Source organism: Bradyrhizobium lablabi (genome assembly GCF_001440475.1).
GTDB classification, from domain to species: Bacteria; Pseudomonadota; Alphaproteobacteria; order Rhizobiales; family Xanthobacteraceae; genus Bradyrhizobium; species Bradyrhizobium lablabi.
This window is the reverse complement of record NZ_LLYB01000041.1, coordinates 31970-48313: the sequence shown is the minus strand read 5'-3', so window position 1 is coordinate 48313 and position 16344 is coordinate 31970. Positions and strand designations below refer to the sequence as shown.

The following is a 16344-nucleotide window of genomic DNA, read 5'->3' as shown; positions in this document are numbered from 1 at the left end:
TGTTGCCCCGCAATCATGCCGGCAAAATCTCACCTCAATTGGCCGGCATTGCTGCGAGCATAATCAAAACATCAGGGTGGAAGTTCCCGGATGCGCGAGTGGGTTTCGCGCGTTCCGAAAATCGCATGGAACAGCAGGGTGGGGCTGTTCCACTGCATGGCTGAAGATGACGAATCGAAGACGGTAAAACAAAGCCTCGCTCAAGCGCGGGCTGCAGGGGAAAATAGCGATGACAACAATCAGTAGCGCCGGGAGCATCCCCGGTGCAGGAACGGGATTCCTTGACAAGGAACGAACGATCGCGACAGCCGGCTTCAATCGCTGGCTGGTGCCGCCGGCCGCGCTCTGCATTCATCTCTGCATAGGCATGGCCTATGGGTTCAGCGTGTTCTGGCTGCCGCTGTCGCGCGCGATCGGGCTGAGCGCGCCGAAGGCGTGCGCCGACATGACGCTGGTGCAGGAACTCTTCACCACCACCTGCGACTGGAAGGTCGCCAGCATGGGCTGGATGTACACGCTGTTCTTCGTGCTGCTCGGCATTGCCGCGGCGGTGTGGGGCGGCTGGCTCGAGCGCGTCGGGCCCCGCAAGGCCGGCTTCGTCTCGGCGATGTGCTGGTGCGGCGGGCTCTTCCTTGGTGCGATCGGCGTCTATACGCATCAGCTCTGGTTATTGTGGCTCGGCTCGGGCGTGATCGGCGGTGTCGGTCTCGGCCTCGGCTACATCTCGCCGGTGTCGACGCTGGTGAAATGGTTCCCCGACCGGCGCGGCATGGCGACCGGCATGGCGATCATGGGCTTCGGCGGCGGCGCCATGATCGGCGCGCCGCTGGCCAATCTGCTGATGAACTATTTCAAGACCCCGACCTCGGTCGGCGTCTGGGAAACCTTCGTCGCGATGGGCGTGATCTACTTCGTGTTCATGATGATCGGCGCGTTCCGCTATCGCATTCCGCCGGCAGGCTGGCGGCCCGAAGGCTGGACCCCGCCGGCAAAGGCCAATGCGATGATCTCGCAGAGCCACGTTCATCTGAAGGACGCGCACAAGACGCCGCAGTTCTGGCTGATCTGGTGGGTGCTCTGTCTCAACGTGTCGGCGGGCATCGGTGTGATCGGCATGGCCTCGCCGATGCTGCAGGAAATCTTCGCCGGCAAGCTGATCGGATTGCCTGACGTCGGCTTCAACCAACTCGACGCAACGCAGAAGGCGACGATTGCGGGCATCGCAGCCGGCTTCGCCGGACTGCTCTCGCTGTTCAACATCGGCGGCCGTTTCTTCTGGGCCTCGCTGTCGGACAAGATCGGCCGCAAGAACACCTATTACACGTTCTTCATCCTCGGCATCGCGCTCTACGCGCTGGCGCCGACATTCGCGGCGATGGGCTCAAAGCTGCTGTTCGTGCTCGGCTTCGGCATCATCCTGTCGATGTATGGCGGCGGCTTCGCGACCGTGCCGGCCTATCTCGCCGACATGTTCGGCACCCAGTTCGTCGGCGCCATCCATGGCCGGCTGCTGACGGCGTGGTCGACGGCGGGCATCATCGGCCCCGTGGTCGTGAACTACATCCGCGAATTCCAGTTGGCCGCCGGCGTGCCGCGCGACCAGCTCTACAACACCACGATGTACATCCTGTGCGCCATGCTGATCGCGGGCCTGATCTGCAACTACCTGATCAAGCCGGTCGATGCGAAGTGGCACATGAGCGATGCCGAGGTCGCCAAGCTGCAGGCGGCGACGGCGAATGCCGGGGCTTCGGGGCCGTCAGGCTCCTATGGCATCGGCTTCGGCGGGCTCGACGCCAAGGCTGCGCTGTTCTGGGCCTTCGTCGGCATTCCCCTGGCCTGGGGCGTGTGGAAGACGCTGGAAAGCGCCGTCAAGATCCTCTGATCTTTCATGGCGTCGCGGGACGGGCCTCCCGCGACGCCATTTCCATACTTGCAGCGGCGAATTCAGATCGATCGACGAGGGAACCCGGATCGATGCGCCTTCGCAATCGCAGCATAGGATGGCTTTATTGATCTCCGGACCGATTCGCGTTCTCATCCGCGCGTCGGGATAGGCAGATCCTATGTGGATCCGCCTCGAACTCGGTTAGTTCGGAAGCTCGCGACCAACCCGTCCTAAATATCTGATAAATCTCTTGGCATCTGGCATGCCACGGATTAGAGTTATTCCAGACTCTCAGGCAACGAGACCTTTCGATGGATCACGACGTACATGACGTGCAGAAAGTCCGCGCGTTCGACCACCCCGGCGCGGGACGGAAGCGGGCCAAGGCGACCCCGAAGGGCCGTCAGGTCGATCCGACCGCAGCGCACGAAATCGAACTCCTGCTCGGCGACCGGCCGCGGCGGCGCGATCTTCTGATCGAGCATCTGCACCTGATCCAGGACAAGTATCACCAGATCTCGGCCGCGCATCTCGCAGCCCTGGCCGACGAGATGAAGTTGTCCTTTGCGGAAGTGTTCGAGACCGCGACCTTCTACGCGCATTTCGACGTGGTGAAGGAGGGCGAGCCGGATATTGCGCCGCTGACCATTCGGGTCTGCGATTCCCTGACTTGCGCCATGATGGGTGCTGAGCAGCTGCTGCAGGAATTGCAGCGTGGCGCCGGGCCGGAGGTGCGCGTGGTGCGGGCGCCCTGTGTCGGACTGTGCGATGTGGCGCCGGTGGCCGAGGTCGGCCATCACTACGTTTTCAAGGCGACCGCGCCCGAAGTGCTGGCGACCGCGGCGCGCGGCGAGGTTCATCCCGAAATTCCGCCCTACGTCGACTACGACAGCTATGTGAAGGACGGCGGCTACAAGCTGTTGGGCGATCTGCGCGCCGGCCGCGTCAGCAAGGAGGATATCCTCAAGGCGCTCGACGATTCCAGCCTGCGCGGCCTCGGCGGCGCCGGCTTCCCGACCGGGCGCAAATGGCGTGCGGTGCTCGGCGAGCCCGGGCCGCGGCTGATGGCGGTGAACGGCGACGAGGGTGAACCCGGTACCTTCAAGGATCGCTTCTATCTGCTTCGTGACGTGCATCGATTCATCGAGGGCACGCTGATCGGCGCGCACATCGTCGATGCGACGGATGTCTATATCTATCTGCGCGACGAATATCCGGCGGCGCTCAAGGTGCTTCCCCTCGAACTCGCCAAGCTGCCGCCCGGCGGCCCGACGATCCACGTCCGTCGTGGCGCCGGCGCCTATATCTGCGGCGAGGAATCCTCGCTGCTGGAAAGCATCGAAGGCAAGCGCGGCCTGCCGCGGCACAAGCCGCCATACCCGTTCCAGGTCGGGCTGTTCGGCCTGCCGACGCTGATCAACAATATCGAGACGTTGTTCTGGGTGCGTGACATCGTCGAGAAGGGGCCGTCGTGGTGGAATTCGTACGGCCGCAACGGCCGCCACGGGCTTCGCAGCTATTCGGTTTCCGGCCGCGTCAAGAATCCGGGCGTGAAGCTTGCGCCTGCGGGCCTGACGGTGCGTGAACTGATCGACGAATTCTGCGGCGGCATGGCCGATGGCCACACGTTCCATGCCTATCTGCCGGGCGGCGCGTCAGGCGGCATCCTGCCGGCCTCGATGGACAATATCCCGCTCGATTTCGGCACGCTGGAAAAATACGGCTGCTTCATCGGTTCCGCCGCCGTGATCATCATGTCCGAGCAGGACAGCGTGAAGGATGCGGCGCTGAACCTGATGAAATTCTTCGAGGATGAAAGCTGCGGCCAGTGCACGCCGTGCCGGGTCGGCACCCAGAAGGCGGCGCAGTTGATGCAGCGTCCGGTCTGGGACCGCGAATTGCTCGACCAGTTGAGCCAGGCGATGCGCGATGCCTCGATCTGCGGGTTAGGGCAGGCGGCCTCGAATCCGCTGACCTCAGTGATTAAATATTTTCCGGAAGAATTCGTGCCGAGAGAGGCCGCGGAATGACGAAGATTCAATTCGAACTCGACGGCAAGCAAGTCGAGGCCAACGCGGGCGAGACCATCTGGCAAGTGGCAAAACGCCACCAGAAGGAGATCCCGCATCTCTGCTATTCGCCGGAGCCCGACTACCGGCCCGACGGCAACTGTCGCGCCTGCATGGTCGAGATCGAGGGCGAGCGCGTGCTGGCCGCCTCCTGCAAGCGCACGCCGAGCGTCGGCATGAAGGTGAAGACCGAGAGCGCGCGTGCGGTCGCGGCGCAGAAGATGGTGATGGAGCTTTTGGTCGCCGACCAGCCGGCGCGCGAGACCTCGCACGATCCCGATTCGAAATTCTGGCATTGGGCCGAAAAGGTCGAGGTCACCGAGAGCCGGTTCCCGGCGGCCGAGCGGTGGCAGAGCGACACCAGCCATCCCGCGATGAGCGTCAATCTCGACGCCTGCATCCAGTGCGGCCTGTGCGTGCGCGCCTGCCGCGAGGTGCAGGTCAATGACGTCATCGGCATGGCCTATCGCAATGCCGGCGCCAAGATCGTGTTCGACTTCGACGATCCCATGGGTGAATCGACCTGCGTGGCCTGCGGCGAATGCGTGCAGGCGTGCCCGACCGGCGCGCTGATGCCGTCGGTGATGCTGGATGAGAAGCAGACCCGCGTCACCTATGCGGACAAGAAGGTGGATTCGCTCTGCCCGTTCTGTGGCGTCGGCTGCCAGGTCACCTATCAGGTCAAGGACGAGAAGGTCATCTATGCCGAAGGCCGCGACGGCCCGGCCAACCACAACCGCCTCTGCGTCAAGGGCCGCTTCGGCTTCGACTACATCCACCATCCGCATCGCCTGACCAAGCCGCTGGTGCGGCTGCCGAACGCAAAGAAGGACGCCAACGACCAGGTCGATCCGGCCAATCCGTTCACGCATTTCCGCGAAGCGTCGTGGGAAGAGGCGCTGGATATCGCGGCCAAGGGCCTCGTGAAAATTCGCGACGAGAAGGGCGTGAAGGCGCTCGCCGGCTTCGGCTCCGCCAAAGGCTCGAACGAAGAGGCGTACCTGTTCCAGAAGCTGGTGCGCACCGGCTTCGGCTCGAACAATGTCGACCACTGCACGCGGCTGTGCCACGCCTCATCGGTGGCCGCGCTGTTCGAAGGTTTGAGTTCGGGCGCGGTGTCGGCGCCGTTCGCAGCCGCAATGGACGCCGAGGTCATCATCGTGATCGGTGCCAACCCGACGGTGAACCATCCGGTCGCCGCGACCTACATCAAGAACGCGGCGAAGAACGGCGCGAAACTCTTCGTGCTGGACCCGCGCAGGCAGGCGCTGTCGCGTCACGCGACGAAGCATTTACAGTTCAAGCCGGGCTCCGACGTCGCCATGCTCAATGCGATGATCAACACGATCATCACCGAAGGCCTGACCGACGACCAGTACATTGCGGGTTACACCGAGGGATTCCAGGACCTCGAGGATAAGATCAAGGAGTTCACGCCGGAGAAGATGGCGCCGATCTGCGGCATCGATGCCGAGACCCTGCGCGAGGTCGCCAGAACCTACGCCCGCGCAAAGTCCTCAATCATCTTCTGGGGCATGGGCATCAGCCAGCATGTCCACGGCACCGATAACGCGCGCTGCCTGATTGCGCTTGCCCTGATCACCGGCCAGGTCGGCCGTCCCGGCACCGGGTTGCATCCGCTTCGAGGTCAGAACAACGTGCAGGGCGCCTCCGACGCCGGCCTGATCCCGATGTTCCTGCCCGACTACCAGCCCGTCGGCCGCGACGACATGCGCGGCAACTTCGAGAAGCTCTGGGAACAGGACCTCGATCCCGTCCGCGGCCTCACCGTGGTCGAGATCATGAATGCGATCCACGCCGGCGAGATCAAGGGCATGTACATCGAGGGCGAGAACCCCGCGATGTCCGACCCCGATCTCCAGCATGCGCGCCATGCGCTCGCCATGCTCGATCATCTCGTGGTGCAAGATCTCTTTGTCACCGAGACCGCGTTCCACGCCGACGTCATCCTGCCGGCCTCCGCGTTCGCGGAAAAGGACGGTTCGTTCACCAACACCGATCGCCGCGTGCAGCTCGCGCGCCAGGTGATCAAGCCGCCGGGTGACGCGCGGCAGGATCTCTGGATCATCCAGGAGATCGGCAAGCGCATGGGGCTGCCGTGGAATTATTCGGGTCCCGGCGACGTCTACACCGAGATGGCGCAGCTGATGCCCTCGCTCAAGAACATCAGTTGGGAACGGTTGGTGCGCGAAGGAGCCGTCACCTATCCGGCGGATGATCCGGGCAAGCCCGGCAATGAGATCATCTTCACAACCGGCTTCCCGACCGCGAGCGGCCGCGGCAAGATCGTGCCCGCCAAAGTGATCCCGCCGGATGAGCTGCCCGACGCCGAATATCCGATGGTGCTGTCGACGGGGCGCGTGCTCGAGCACTGGCACACTGGCTCGATGACGCGGCGTGCGCAGGTGCTCGACCAGATCGAGCCCGAGGCGGTGGCGTTCATGTCGCCGAAGGACATGCGCAAGCTCAGCGTCTGGCCCGGCGATTTCATCCGCCTGGAGACCCGCCGCGGCGCCGTCGAGGTCAAGGTGCGCTCCGACCGCGACGTGCCGGAAAACATGGTGTTCATGCCGTTCTGCTACGCGGAGGCGGCGGCGAACCTGCTGACCAATCCCGCGCTCGATCCGTTCGGCAAGATCCCCGAGTTCAAGTTCTGCGCCGTGCGCGCGGAAAAGGTGGCGCTGCAGTCGGCAGCGGAGTAGGCGGTCCTTCGGAACGCTNGCGACAAAATTGCAAAGCAATTTTGCGCTGAAGCGACGAAGCAATCCATCTCTCCTCATGCGTGGAGGGATGGATTGCTTCGCTTCGCTCGCAATGACGGGAACTCGCAATGACAGGAAGTTGCGCAGTCTGGATACCCGAAGCGCTATTCGGGACCCATGACTGCGTTTTACTTCGCCGGAAGAACAAAGATCTGTCCGGGATAAATCAGGTTGGGATTGCGGATCTGTTCCCGGTTCGCCTTGTAAATCACGGAATAGCGCGTGCCCGCGCCGTATGAGAGCTGGCTGAGACGCCAGAGGCTGTCGCCGCGGGAAACCGTGGTGGTCGTGATCTTCGGCACGACCACGGTCGAGGACGGCGAGCCGCCGTCTGGCAAGACGACACCGCCCGCGGCCGCAAGCTGCGGCTGTTGCGGGGCGCCCGAGTCCGCGCGCTTGGACTGCCCCGACACGGATGCGGTCACCGCGGTGTCGGGTACGTTGAACGGCACCTCGGCGCGTGCCCGCACCGAGCCGGAGCTCGACGCTTCGTCCAGCCTGACACGGTAGTTGCCCGGCGCGACCCCTTCATTGATCGTGACCGCAAAACGCCCATCCGCGCCGGCCGTCACCGAGGTAACGAAGCTGTCGTTGAGATAAAGCCGCAAGCCCGAACCGGGGCGCGCCTGGCCGCTCACATGGAACTTGCCGCCCGGCTCGATCTCGACGGCCTCCACAACCACGGTACCGTCCGCCGGCTTTGACCCGGCCGGCTGCGACAGCACGACCGTGGGCTTGTCCGGCGTCACCAGGGCCACCATCGGCCGCTCGGTCGATTTCGGCTCCAGCGCCGTTGTTACGCGCTGCTTGGATATCATCAGTTTGCCGTCCGCCTGTCTGGCGCGCAGCGTCAGGTCGTAAGTGCCGGACGGAAGCCGCGGCGGGATCATGACGAATTGCCCGGATTGGTCCGCGACCGCGCGATCATGCACTTCGCCGTTGCGCAGCAACTCCACCGTCACGCCTGGCGCCGCCCGACCCGCGATAACAGCTTCGCCCGATGGCTCGATGCGGGCAACGTCGAAGGTCGGCACGCCGTCGCTGTTCTCCGGCGATGGTGGCGCTCCGATCAGCGCGTCCACGACGGCGTTGGCTTCCGCCTTCGCCGTTGCCAGCGGGGTTGGACTCGGCCCTCGCCCGTCCGATGCGGGCCCTGAGATTGCCGGCGCATTTGCTGCGGCGGTGGTATCAGCCGGCGCCTCGCGGCGGAGATAGAAGACGGTGGCGGCAGCTGCCACGCCACAGGCCGCAACAAGGGCAATGATGGGGATGATGGTTCGGGGCGCCGATATGGCAGTCATGGTGATCGTCCGTCTGCCGGATCGTTGGCTCATCGGTATTCTATACCGTCTTGAGCAAGGTGGGTACCCGTTTGCGCCCGGGAAAATACGGCATTCGGCCCGTCAGCCTACAACCAGCCGGCGCGGCGGAAGCGCCAGAACAATCCTGCGCATACGAGCAGTATGGTGCCAATCACGCCGAAATAGCCGTATTCCCACTCCAGCTCCGGCATATGTTTGAAGTTCATGCCGTAGATGCCGGCGATCGCGGTGGGGACCGCGATGATGGCGAGCCATGACGCCAGCTTCTTGGACACCGCGGTTTCCTGCGCCTGGCCGACCAGCAGGCTCGCCTCGAAGGCAAACGCCAGCACCTCGCGAAGCGAATCGATTCGCTCCTGCACGGTGCGGACATGATCGGTGACGTCGCGGAACAGCGGCCGCATCGCCGGCCGCACCATCGGCAGATTGTCGTGCTCGAGCCGGCGGCAGACCTCCACCAGCGGGCCGACCGCATTGCGCAGGCGCAGCAGGTCGCGACGCAGCATATACAGCCGCTCGATCTGCGCCCGCGTCATCGCGCTGGCGAGGACCTGTTCCTCCATCGCTTCGACTTCTTCCTGGATGGTCTCGATCACAGGCGAGTAATTGTCGACGATGAAATCGAGGATGGCATAGAGAATGTAGTCCTCGCCGCGGGCAAGCGCGCGCGGGCAACTCTCGCAGCGCTCGCGAACCGCCTTGTAGGACGTCGAGGCGCCGTGGCGCACCGAGACGATATATCCCTCGCCGACGAACAAATGCGTCTCGCCGAATGCGATGCTGTTGCCGTCGAGCTGCGCGGTCCGCGCCACGATGAACAGCGCGTCGCCATACTGCTCGATCTTCGGCCGCTGATGCGCATGGTCGGCATCCTCGATCGCCAGGTCATGCAACTCGAACTGCCGCTGCACCCGGCTGAGCACCGCCATATCAGGCTCGCGCAGGCCGATCCAGACCACATGGTCGGGCTTGCTGCGCCAGCTCGAGGCTTCGTCGATGGCGATATCGGCGACGCGCCGTCCTTCGACATAGACGCCGGCCGCGACCACGCCGTCGGAGGTGACCGGCTCGGTCTTCGCAACGCCTGACGATGCGACGTTCATGGCTTCCACCCCAAATGATTGTTGCCGAGCCGTGCTTCGCGGCGGCGTTTTCGAAAACAGGCTAGCACCACGGAATCCGTCGTCAATGCGATCGGATCGACGATGTTCCCGCAAATCCTTTCGATCATGCGCCGATCTTTATGCCGTACCTATGTGAAAGGATCGCCGCGCCTCTCGAAATCATATGCGTATCTCCGCATGTTCGATCAGGCGCACACCTCGCGCCACATCGGGAGTATGGACATGACTCTTTTCCATTCGCATCACGACCGGTGGCATGGTGCGGCTAGCGCCTCTCCGCCGGCCGTGTGCTCCGCTGCCTGCGGACCACACTGAAGACGATCCACCGAGCAATCGCCGCTGCAAAGATCCGGCGTCTGCGCAACGAATTGCGGCTGCACGCGGCGACCCGCGTGAACCGCGCGCTTCCTCGCCAACCCGACGCAGATGTGCATGGTGACCGGCTTCCGCGCCAGCCGCTGCACCTCGGCGAAAAATGGGATTTCTGACATGCGACAACCTTCATCCATATCGGCCGCGCTGTTGCGCGCTCTGGCTCGCTTGCTGACATGGTTCGGCAACGAGCCGATCAGGGCCTATCGCCCGGAGGCCCATTACATGCGCGGTCCTGGACCGGCATGGCGGGCGAAGCACCGCGAGGGCTGACCAGGTCTTCGTCGGAAAGGCGGGCAATAGCGGCCTCGAGCAAAGACTTGGCCGTTGCGTCCAACGGCACGAGCGGCAGGCGCGTATCGGGCCGGATCAGGCCGATCAGCGCCAGCGCACATTTCAGAGCGGCTGGATGATCGGCAGCCAGCAATTCGGCGATCGGTTGCAGTCGGTCGGCCAAGTGCAGCGCGGATTGAAGCGCACCCTGCCTGATCTCTGTGTGGAGCGCCCGGCACAATACCGGAACGATGTTGGCTACCGCCGATACACAGCCATGGCCGCCGGCGGCCATGTAGGCCGACGCAGTGGCATCATCGCCGGTCAACAGACGGAAGAGCGGCGGCAGCCGCGGCCGCAGGCGGGCAGGGCGCGCGATATTGCCGGAGCCGTCCAGTAACCCGATGAACTGCGCTGACTCGGCGAGCCTCGGCAGCGTCGCGTCGGACAGTTCGCGGACGGTCCGCGCCGGAATGTCGTGCAGGATCACCGGCAGCGCGGTGGAGGCGGCGATGGCGCGGAAATGCGCGGCCATGCCCTCCTGCATCGGCTTGTTGTAGTAGGGCACCACCGACAGCACGGCGTCCGCGCCGGCGCGCATCGTCAATTCGATCGCCCGATCGGTTGAATTGGATCCGGCGCCCGCAATGATGCGGGCGCGGCCCTGCGCGGTCTCGACAGCGCAGCAAATGAGACGGAGCATTTCCGCCGCCGTCAAGGTCGACATCTCGCCGGCGGTCTCGCCGACGACGATCGTCGAGGCGCCGGCATCGATCCGGCGTTCGCACAACGCCGCGAACGCATCGAGATCGAGTTCGTCATCCTCGTCGAACGGGGTTGGAAGATCGGCGATGTAGCCGACGAGCCAGCTTGCCGGATTTGCCAGCGAGATCATGGGAGATCAGAGGGCTCGGCCGAGCTCGGTAGGACTGCCGGTGGCCGATCGGCTGGCGGGACGATGGCTGTCGTGCATGTCGAGTTCGATCTCGCGTGACAGTTCGATGATGGTTTCCGGCTGACGGCCGTTCTCGAACAGCGCGTATTTCAGGGCCTGGGCGCGGTTGACGAACAGGCCGCCATAGAGGCCGTTCTGCTCCTGGGCGACCCACTGGCCACGCCGGTTGCGACCGATGAAGACGATGGTTGACGCGGAGGTGCACGATGGAGGTTCGACGAGTTTCACGTTGGTATTCCTTTGCAAGACGGGTAGCGCCTTTGAATTTCCTTGCGGCTGGATATGAATTCGAGCGGAGTGCGCGGGCGATCTCATAAGGATCGCATAGGATCGCGATAGCTTTCGATGAACGGTCAGCCGAGGGCTTGGGTGAGCGCGCATGGCGCGCCATAGGCGGCCATCTCGTCCCAGTGGTTTAGATCGTCGTCGAGGAACCGCTCGCGCCGGAGGCCGGCGATCAAGGCGCAGAGGACGGTGGCCATCCAGAACAGCGCGTGCAGGCTTTGATTCAAGGCGGTACTGCTGAAACCGGCGAAAGCGATCAGGATAAGCAGCCGCAATCCAAACCGGATCAGGACCCGGCCCGATTGCAGCCAGCTCGGCAGGTTCGACCAAAGTTGCACGAGGGCCGCGCTTCAGGCGAAATTGTCGCTGTAGATCGGCTGGTAGAAATTGTCCGCGTGCAGCGGCGCGTTTGGCACGCTGGTCCGGCTCGCCGGCGCACTGACGCGCTGGGCCTCGACGAACGCGCTCAGGATCGCCAGCGCCAGGTCGGCGTGGCGAGCTTTGACCGGCTGATCGAGCCAGTCAAGCAGTTCGCGCTGCTGCGACAGGGCGCAGTACCATTCACCATCGTCATAGGCGATGCGACGGATCTGCCATTGCGGCAGCTCCAGATCGATCAGCGCCAGCGCCGCGTCGGTCCAGGCTTGCGACTGGATCAGCCGCTCGATGCGGGCGGTTCTGGCGTTTCCTTCCATGGAGGGAAAGCGCCGGCAGGTTTCGCTGATGATGTCAGACAAGAATTCGGCCGTGACGCAAAAGGCATCGCGAAGCCGGTCGCTGAGCGTGGCGGGGAGGGTTTGCTCGAGGAGAATTGACATGGCCGTATCTCTCTTTTGGCGCGGCTGTTGCAATGGCCGCACCGGGGAAATAGGCCAGATTGCCATTTGAAAACGAGAGGAGGCGAGGGGCGAAGATATAGGGATTTGATAAACGCGATTCTTCCCTTCTCCCACACAAGGGGAGAAGGAAGGGGAAATCTTTATGAGATTCCTATAACGTCGCTATTCCTCCCGTCTCGAAAACCTATGCGTCCGGTGGCACCTCACAGCCATCCAATACGCTGGCCATTCGCTCGGCCGGCTCTCGTCGCATAGGAACATCCCATGATGGACATTTTCATGCTGGCGCTCGGCTTCGGTTTCTTCGTGGCAGGCATCGGTTACGCCTACGCCTGTGAACGGCTTTAGAGGAGCGGGTCATGATCTTCGATTACTCGCTTGCCGGCCTCGTCTCGCTCGGCCTGTTATTCTACCTGACCTACGCGCTGCTGCGACCGGAACGATTCTGAGCGCGCCATGATCACGCTGGTGGAAGTCATACTGGCGTTTGTCGTCACATCGGCGCTCCTGCTCGCGCTCGTGCATCTGCTGCTGCCCGCAAGAAGATCCTGAAGGGTTTCGGACAATGACTGTCATCGGCTGGTTCCAAATTATCCTGTACTGCGCGATCGTGGTCGCGCTCGTCAAACCGCTCGGCTGGTACATGACGCGCGTGTTCAACGGCGAGGCCACCTTCCTGTCACCGGTGCTGCGTCCCGTGGAGCGCGGCCTTTACTGGATCTCGGGCGTCGACGAGAAGCGCGAACAGCACTGGCTGACCTATACGGTCTCGATGCTGCTGTTTCATGTCGGCGGCTTCCTGATCATCTATGGTTTGATGCGGCTGCAGGCCCTGTTGCCGTTCAACCCGGCAGGGCAATCCGCGGTCGCGCAAGACCTCTCGTTCAACACCGCGATCTCCTTCATCACCAACACCAACTGGCAGAACTACGGCGGCGAAAGCACGCTGTCGTACCTGGTGCAGATGCTGGGGTTGACACATCAGAACTTCCTGTCGGCGGCAACCGGCATTGCTCTAGCGGTCGCGCTGATCCGCGGCTTCTCGCGATCCTCGATGCGCACCATCGGCAATTTCTGGGTCGATGTGACGCGCTGCACCCTCTATGTGCTGCTGCCGATCTGTATCGTCTACACGCTGTTCCTGGTCTGGCAGGGCATGCCGCAGACGCTCGGCGATTATGTCGAAGCGACGACGCTGGAAGGCGCCAAGCAAACCATCGCGGTCGGCCCCGTCGCTTCGCAGGTCGCGATCAAGATGCTCGGCACCAATGGTGGCGGCTTCTTCAACGCCAATGCGGCGCACCCCTTCGAGAATCCGACCGCGCTGTCGAACTTCGTGCAGATGATCTCGATCTTCGCGCTCGGCGCCGCGCTCACCAACGTGTTCGGCCGCATGGTCGGCAACGAACGGCAGGGCTGGGCGATCCTGGCCGTCATGGGCGTGCTGTTCCTCGCCGGCGTTGCGGTCACTTACTGGGCCGAAGCCAACGGCACCTCGACGCTTGCCTCGCTCGGCCTGACCGGCGGCAACATGGAGGGCAAGGAGGTCCGCTTCGGCATCGTCGCCTCCTCGCTGTTTGCGGTCATCACCACCGCTGCGTCGTGCGGTGCGGTCAACGCCATGCATGACAGCTTTACCGCGCTCGGCGGCATGATCCCGTTGATCAACATGCAGCTTGGCGAAATCATCGTCGGCGGCGTCGGCGCCGGTCTCTACGGCATGCTGCTGTTCGTCGTGCTGGCGATCTTCGTCGCAGGCCTGATGGTTGGCCGAACGCCGGAATATGTCGGCAAGAAGATCGAGGCGCGCGAGGTCAAGATGGCCATGCTCGCCATTCTGGTCCTGCCGCTGATGTATCTCGGCTGGACGGCGGTCGCCGTGGTGCTGCCCTCGGCAGTGGCGTCGATGGCCAATGCCGGGCCGCACGGTTTCACCGAAGTGCTCTATGCCTTCACCTCGGCGACCGGAAATAACGGTTCGGCCTTCGGTGGCCTGACCGGCAATACCTTCTTCTACAATCTCACGCTCGCCAGCTCGATGTTCGTCGGTCGCTTCTTCATGATCGTTCCGGCGATGGCATTGGCGGGATCGCTCGCTTCCAAGAAATCGATTCCGCCTTCGGCCGGCACGCTGCCGACTACCGGTGGCCTGTTCGTCGGCCTCGTCGTCGGCGTGATCCTGATCATCGGCGGCTTGACCTTCTTCCCGGCGCTCGCGCTCGGCCCGATCGTCGAGCACCTCGCCATGAACGCCAGCACGTTGTTCTGATCTTTCGGAGTAACATCCATGGAAACCATGAAACTGCAGAAAAAAGCGACGGCGTCGGCGATGCTCGATCCGAAAATCGTCGTGCCCGCGATCCGTGCGGCATTTGCAAAACTCGATCCGCGGCTGATGATCAAGAATCCCGTGATGTTCGTGGTCGAGATCGTTGCCGCGCTCACCACCGTCATCTTCCTGCGCAATCTGGTGACGGGCGGAGAGGGGCTCGCCTTCACCTTCCAGATCATCCTGTGGCTGTGGTTCACGGTGCTGTTCGCCAATTTCGCCGAGGCCGTTGCCGAAGGCCGCGGCAAGGCACAGGCGGAATCGCTGAAGAAGACCCGTACCGAAAGCAAGGCCAAGCTGCTGGAAGGCTCCGACCGATCCTATCGGCTGGTGTCCGGCACCAGCCTGAAGGTGGGCGATATCGTCCTGGTCGAGGCAGGTGACAATATCCCGTCCGACGGCGAAGTGATCGAGGGCGTGGCGTCCGTGAACGAGGCCGCAATAACAGGCGAATCCGCGCCCGTGATCCGCGAATCCGGTGGCGACCGCTCGGCGGTGACCGGCGGCACGCAGGTGTTGTCCGACTGGATCCGCGTCCGCATCACGGCAGCGCAAGGCTCGACCTTCATCGACCGCATGATCAAGCTGGTGGAGGGTGCCGAGCGGCAGAAAACGCCGAACGAGATCGCGCTCAACATCCTGCTCGCGGGCCTCACCATCATCTTCGTGTTCGCGACGGTGACGATCCCGAGCTATGCGGCCTATGCCGGCGGCTCGATCTCGGTGGTGGTGCTGGTCGCGCTGTTCGTCACGCTGATCCCGACCACCATCGGTGCCCTCTTGTCGGCGATCGGTATCGCCGGCATGGATCGCCTAGTGCGCTTCAACGTGCTCGCAATGTCCGGCCGAGCCGTTGAGGCCGCCGGCGATGTCGACACGCTGCTCTTGGACAAGACCGGTACCATCACGCTCGGCAACCGGCAGGCGACGGCGTTCCGTCCGGTGCGTGGAGTGACTGAACAGGAATTGGCCGATGCTGCGCAGCTTGCCTCGCTGGCCGACGAAACGCCCGAGGGACGTTCGATCGTCGTGCTGGCGAAGGAGAAATACGGCATTCGCGGCCGCGACATGAACGAGCTCGCCGCGACCTTCATTCCGTTCGCAGCGCAGACGCGCATGAGCGGTATCGATGCCGGCTCTTCCTCCGTCCGCAAGGGCGCGGTGGATGCGATTCTCAATTACGTCGATGGCGGCGGCATTCGGGCGGTCGCCTCCGGCAACGCGGTTCGTGCGCTGCAGGTGGGCGCGATGTCCGAAGCAGGACGCGAAATCCAGGCTATTGCCGACGAAATTTCCAAGGCCGGCGGTACGCCGCTGGCGGTTGCCAAGGATGGCAAGCTGCTCGGCGTCATCCACCTCAAGGATATCGTCAAGGGCGGGATTCGCGAGCGCTTTGCGGAACTGCGCCGCATGGGCATCCGCACCGTGATGATCACGGGCGATAATCCGATGACGGCCGCTGCGATCGCCGCCGAAGCCGGCGTCGACGATTTCCTGGCGCAGGCAACCCCTGAGGACAAGCTGAAGCTGATCCGCGACGAGCAGGCCAAGGGCAAGCTGGTGGCGATGTGTGGCGACGGCACCAACGACGCGCCGGCCCTTGCCCAAGCTGACGTCGGCGTCGCCATGAACACCGGCACGCAGGCCGCGCGCGAGGCCGGCAATATGGTCGACCTCGACTCCAACCCGACCAAGCTGATCGAGGTGGTCGAGATCGGCAAACAGCTCCTGATGACGCGGGGCGCGCTGACCACGTTCTCGATCGCCAATGACGTCGCCAAGTATTTTGCGATCATTCCGGCGATGTTCCTGGCGTTCTATCCGCAGCTCGAAGTGCTCAACATCATGCACCTCGCCAGCCCGCAAAGTGCGATCCTCTCAGCGATCATCTTCAACGCGCTGATCATCATCGCGCTGATCCCGCTGGCGCTGAAAGGCGTTGCCTATCGCGCGGTCGGGGCAGGCGCGCTGTTGCGCCGCAACCTGCTGATCTACGGCCTCGGCGGCATCATCGTTCCCTTCATCGGCATCAAGGCCATCGACCTCGCGGTCGCGGCCTTGGGGCTGGCTTGACGCCTTAACCGTCATTGCGAGCGCAGCGAAGC

Annotated in this window: 13 protein-coding genes; 7 read left to right on the top strand and 6 right to left on the bottom strand. The window is 63.5% G+C overall.

The features are described 5' to 3' along the window. The first annotated feature begins 90 nt into the window (after positions 1-90). The 4 genes from CQ14_RS43240 (at position 91) to fdhF (ending at position 6680) form a co-directional block, all read left to right on the top strand. The gene (locus tag CQ14_RS43240; protein WP_156434678.1) at positions 91-246 is read left to right on the top strand and encodes a hypothetical protein; all 156 of its coding nucleotides are present in this window, start codon (positions 91-93) and stop codon (positions 244-246) included. After that, on the top strand, positions 230-1885 hold the full coding sequence (locus CQ14_RS04440) for an OFA family MFS transporter (protein WP_057856721.1): 1656 nt from the start codon (positions 230-232) through the stop codon (positions 1883-1885). The genes CQ14_RS43240 and CQ14_RS04440 overlap by 17 nt, the downstream gene beginning before the upstream one ends. A gap of 314 nt (positions 1886-2199) precedes the next feature. Next, positions 2200-3918: an NADH-ubiquinone oxidoreductase-F iron-sulfur binding region domain-containing protein gene (locus tag CQ14_RS04435; protein WP_057856720.1), complete on the top strand. Its 1719-nt coding sequence runs from the start codon at positions 2200-2202 to the stop codon at positions 3916-3918. After that, positions 3915-6680 (top strand): formate dehydrogenase subunit alpha, encoded by a 2766-nt coding sequence (gene fdhF, locus CQ14_RS04430; RefSeq protein ID WP_057856719.1) that lies wholly within the window; start codon positions 3915-3917, stop codon positions 6678-6680. Before CQ14_RS04435 ends, fdhF begins: the two co-directional genes overlap by 4 nt. 188 nt (positions 6681-6868) lie before the next feature. Here fdhF and CQ14_RS04425 read toward each other — a convergent pair whose 3' ends face one another. From CQ14_RS04425 to CQ14_RS04395, 6 genes are all read right to left on the bottom strand, one after another. Next, positions 6869-8041 (bottom strand): LysM peptidoglycan-binding domain-containing protein, encoded by a 1173-nt coding sequence (locus tag CQ14_RS04425; RefSeq protein WP_245320186.1) that lies wholly within the window; start codon positions 8039-8041, stop codon positions 6869-6871. 107 nt (positions 8042-8148) lie between these two features. Continuing rightward, on the bottom strand, positions 8149-9165 hold the full coding sequence (locus CQ14_RS04420) for a magnesium and cobalt transport protein CorA (protein ID WP_057856718.1): 1017 nt from the start codon (positions 9163-9165) through the stop codon (positions 8149-8151). 589 nt (positions 9166-9754) lie between these two features. Continuing rightward, complete coding sequence (gene dapA / locus CQ14_RS04410; RefSeq protein WP_057856716.1) at positions 9755-10726, bottom strand: 4-hydroxy-tetrahydrodipicolinate synthase; 972 nt, start codon at positions 10724-10726, stop codon at positions 9755-9757. Positions 10727-10732: 6 nt separating this feature from the next. After that, positions 10733-11014, bottom strand: a complete 282-nt coding sequence (locus CQ14_RS04405) for a hypothetical protein (protein ID WP_057856715.1) — start codon at positions 11012-11014, stop codon at positions 10733-10735. A gap of 125 nt (positions 11015-11139) precedes the next feature. Next, the gene (locus CQ14_RS04400) at positions 11140-11409 is read right to left on the bottom strand and encodes a hypothetical protein (protein WP_057856714.1); all 270 of its coding nucleotides are present in this window, start codon (positions 11407-11409) and stop codon (positions 11140-11142) included. A gap of 12 nt (positions 11410-11421) precedes the next feature. Continuing rightward, positions 11422-11889, bottom strand: a complete 468-nt coding sequence (locus CQ14_RS04395; protein WP_057856713.1) for a hypothetical protein — start codon at positions 11887-11889, stop codon at positions 11422-11424. A gap of 380 nt (positions 11890-12269) precedes the next feature. On the opposite strand from CQ14_RS04395, the gene CQ14_RS04390 reads away from it, so the two are divergent. The 3 genes from CQ14_RS04390 to kdpB all read left to right on the top strand — a co-directional run bounded on the left by CQ14_RS04390 (position 12270) and on the right by kdpB (position 16312). Further along, the gene (locus tag CQ14_RS04390) at positions 12270-12359 is read left to right on the top strand and encodes a K(+)-transporting ATPase subunit F (protein ID WP_016846764.1); all 90 of its coding nucleotides are present in this window, start codon (positions 12270-12272) and stop codon (positions 12357-12359) included. A gap of 116 nt (positions 12360-12475) precedes the next feature. Beyond that, entirely contained in the window at positions 12476-14179 is a 1704-nt protein-coding gene (gene kdpA, locus CQ14_RS04385) for a potassium-transporting ATPase subunit KdpA (RefSeq protein WP_057856712.1), read from the top strand. A gap of 18 nt (positions 14180-14197) precedes the next feature. Then, a complete protein-coding gene (gene kdpB, locus CQ14_RS04380) occupies positions 14198-16312 on the top strand; it encodes a potassium-transporting ATPase subunit KdpB (protein ID WP_057856711.1) in 2115 nt (704 codons plus the stop codon). The last annotated feature ends 32 nt before the right edge of the window (positions 16313-16344 follow it).

Excerpts from the sequence above, each read along its gene's own strand:
- CQ14_RS43240 (WP_156434678.1), top strand. The coding sequence starts at position 91 with ATGCGCGAGTGGGTTTCGCGCGTTCCGAAAATCGCATGGAACAGCAGG.
- CQ14_RS04440 (WP_057856721.1), top strand. The coding sequence starts at position 230 with ATGACAACAATCAGTAGCGCCGGGAGCATCCCCGGTGCAGGAACGGGA.
- CQ14_RS04435 (WP_057856720.1), top strand. The coding sequence starts at position 2,200 with ATGGATCACGACGTACATGACGTGCAGAAAGTCCGCGCGTTCGACCAC.
- fdhF (WP_057856719.1), top strand. The coding sequence starts at position 3,915 with ATGACGAAGATTCAATTCGAACTCGACGGCAAGCAAGTCGAGGCCAAC.
- CQ14_RS04425 (WP_245320186.1), bottom strand. The coding sequence starts at position 8,041 with ATGACTGCCATATCGGCGCCCCGAACCATCATCCCCATCATTGCCCTT.
- CQ14_RS04420 (WP_057856718.1), bottom strand. The coding sequence starts at position 9,165 with ATGAACGTCGCATCGTCAGGCGTTGCGAAGACCGAGCCGGTCACCTCC.
- dapA (WP_057856716.1), bottom strand. The coding sequence starts at position 10,726 with ATGATCTCGCTGGCAAATCCGGCAAGCTGGCTCGTCGGCTACATCGCC.
- CQ14_RS04395 (WP_057856713.1), bottom strand. The coding sequence starts at position 11,889 with ATGTCAATTCTCCTCGAGCAAACCCTCCCCGCCACGCTCAGCGACCGG.
- CQ14_RS04390 (WP_016846764.1), top strand. The coding sequence starts at position 12,270 with ATGATCTTCGATTACTCGCTTGCCGGCCTCGTCTCGCTCGGCCTGTTA.
- kdpA (WP_057856712.1), top strand. The coding sequence starts at position 12,476 with ATGACTGTCATCGGCTGGTTCCAAATTATCCTGTACTGCGCGATCGTG.
- kdpB (WP_057856711.1), top strand. The coding sequence starts at position 14,198 with ATGGAAACCATGAAACTGCAGAAAAAAGCGACGGCGTCGGCGATGCTC.